Source organism: Rothia sp. HMSC064D08, assembly GCF_001809525.1.
Lineage (GTDB): Bacteria > Actinomycetota > Actinomycetes > Actinomycetales > Micrococcaceae > Rothia > Rothia dentocariosa.
Map to the genome: position 1 here is coordinate 1 of NZ_KV797886.1, position 2,767 is coordinate 2,767.

Sequence of the window (2,767 nt, forward strand, 5' to 3'; positions counted from 1 at the left end):
CTCCAGAACGAAATCAACCAGTACGTCGGTTAACACCTTCTAGCCATATAACGATCGACTACTGGGAGTCGATAATAAGAAGACTCTTTATTCCGCTAAAGCGGATTTTCATGCTTTAGTGGAATAAAGAGTCTTTTTTGCAAGTATAAACAAATATCTTTGGAAAAATTATGGTTGATATCCTCCGACAATTAATTTTAGGGTAGAAATGCAGAAATAATCTGCATCACCGACGAAAGGATATTTTTATGTCTCTTGAAAACACTAGCCTTTCCCGCCGCAACCTTCTGCGCGCCGGTGCTCTGGGCGTTCCCGCAGCAGGCGTACTCGCCTTCGGCTCCACCCTCGTAACCGCAACCTCCGCCAACGCCATCTCCGCCGACGGCTGGTGGGGCGAAGAAACGACTGCAGGTTTCCAACGGTTTATGATTGCTGTCACGGGAACCAGCCTTGAGGTTGATGGGGTCATCAGTGGTCAGGATGCAGTTATGCAGACCTGGTGCCCCGGAATCGTCGGTGGTTGGGAATGGGTTCCCTACTACCAGGCCACGGGTTCACCCACTATAACCTGCATGCATAAATGGCTGGGTAACAAAGCTACAGACGGCAAGTTTTCTCCGACTGACATTGCTGCGCTTCAGAAGCACTATGGTGTCTCCGTAGATGGCTCGCTCGACGGTCCGTCCCAGACCATCATGGCTCTACAAAACGAAATCAACCAGTACGTCGGCTAACCGATCTCTAGCCGTACCAGGCATCGGCTGTCAGGTTCAGTACCCAAAAAGGCTCTTTATTCCACTAAAGCGGATTTTCATGTTTTAGTGGAATAAAGAGCCTTTTAGCCCGCAAAATGAGGAAATTATTCTAATCGATACTCAGCATAACCTTGGGGCGTTCCCGCTCCCCTGCTTCCAATCGCTCGAAGGCGGCCTGCGCATCGTCGAGGCTGTAACTGCGATCGATGAGTGTGCCCAGCTCGTCCCGGTGCTCCCGCACGAACTGCGCGGCAGCCGCATAGTGGTCGATGCCGTGACGGACGCCCACCAGATACTGCCCCCGCAGGGCAAGCTCTGAAGCATCAAGGCCGGTCTGCGCAGGCGGGAAGCCAATCAACACCGCCGCGCCCCCATTCCTCAGCAGGGACGGTGTAGCTTGCAGTGCCGCCGCAGATCCGGAACATTCCCATACGGCATCCCAATCTCCGGCAGGAAGTCCATCCACGGTCTTATAGGCTTGAATCCCAAGCTCGGCAAGGTGCACGGGCTGCGAGGGATCAACAACCGCAACCTCAATGGGGTACTGCTCCAGCACCAGCGCCGCAAGGGTGCCGATCGTGCCACCGCCCAGCACAAGCACCCTATTGCCGGGTTCTGGGACGGCTTTCGCTAGACCCTCCAAAACCGTCACGAGGGGCTCGATCAGAATATATTCGGGATGCGGCTCTGCACCCGAACCGTCGTCAATAACGGTCAACACGTGCGCTGGCATTACAAGCTTTTGTGTCGCCGCGCCACCATGCTCATAGAGACCGACTTCGCGCAGGTTCGTGCAGAGGTTACGCCGCCCGCGCTGGCAGAAATCGCAGGTCAGGCAGGGAATCATGGTGCTTCCGGTGACTACGGCACCGGGTTTTAATCGACTGTCATGAGCGGTCTGCGGCGGGGTTTCGATCACACCTACCCACTCATGTCCATAATGATGCGGATACTCGGTCAGACCGCGCCGCAGGTAGTTTGAGGTGCCGTCGTACAGTTCAAGGTCGGTTCCACAGATGCCCACATAGGCAACTCGAATGAGAGCTTCATCGGGTTGTTGGGGCTGCGCATCTTCGATCTCGCGCATTTCGGCGCTTCGGATTCCGGTGATAATACTGGCTTTCATCATTATCTCTCCCTGCGTTCTAATACGGTCTCTTTAGACTATCTATCCGCAATAGACGAGTTCAAGGACCATAACACCACTGGGGCATAATATTTTATTTTTCGTACATCATTCATTAAATAAACATATTCTACAATTCTTTAAAATGCTTAAAAATTTTATTCGTATATAATAATATTTTGCTCATGAATATACCCAGAAAAAGTTTAAAAAGTTTTTATTTAACTTTATAGAAGAATAAATTTAGGATTGATATTTGTAGATGAATCCTTTTACAGTGAAAATGCAGGAATAACCTGCATCACCGATGAAAGGATATTTTTATGTCCCTCGAAAGCACTAGCTTTTCCCGCCGCAAGCTGCTCAAAGCAGGTGCCATAGGAGTTCCCGCCGCAGGCGTGCTCGCCTTCGGCTCCACCCTCGTGACTGCAACCTCCGCCAACGCCATCTCCGCCGACGGCTGGTGGGGGTCCGAGACCTCGCTCGGGTTGCAGGAATTCATGAACACCATCATGACCGCAACCTGGTCTGACGAAGATGGAGAAGTAACTGCAATCCCCACAGTTGCTGACGGAGTCATCAGCTCCCAACCTTCGAGCATGGCACCTGCTTGCCCCGGAATCATCGGCGGCTGGGAATGGGTAGAATCCAATCAAGCAACAGGCTCCCCCACTATTAGCGTTATGAACGCATGGCTGGATGGTGTGTCTCCTAAACAATATGCAGGATTTGAGGCCGGTTATACCTGGAAGGGTTCTTCCAAGATCGGCTACGGTATCATCAAGCGTCTACAGGGACACTACGGCATCTCTCAGGATGGTCGCCTCGACGGTCCCTCCCAGACCATCATGGCTCTCCAGAACGAAATCAACCAGTACGTCGGTTA

At 52.1% G+C, this 2,767-nt stretch carries 3 protein-coding genes; 2 read left to right on the top strand and 1 reads right to left on the bottom strand.

From position 1 onward, the window contains the following. Positions 1-248 precede the first annotated feature (248 nt). A complete protein-coding gene (locus HMPREF2625_RS00005) occupies positions 249-734 on the top strand; it encodes a chemotaxis protein CheA (RefSeq protein ID WP_070520216.1) in 486 nt (161 codons plus the stop codon). Between the two features lie 130 nt (positions 735-864). Here HMPREF2625_RS00005 and HMPREF2625_RS00010 read toward each other — a convergent pair whose 3' ends face one another. Continuing rightward, positions 865-1,884 (bottom strand): zinc-dependent alcohol dehydrogenase, encoded by a 1,020-nt coding sequence (locus tag HMPREF2625_RS00010; protein WP_246826549.1) that lies wholly within the window; start codon positions 1,882-1,884, stop codon positions 865-867. A 320-nt stretch (positions 1,885-2,204) separates the two neighbouring features. Here HMPREF2625_RS00010 and HMPREF2625_RS00015 point away from each other — a divergent pair. Continuing rightward, the coding region (locus tag HMPREF2625_RS00015; protein ID WP_070520219.1) for a hypothetical protein at positions 2,205-2,767 on the top strand (563 nt) is incomplete at its 3' end.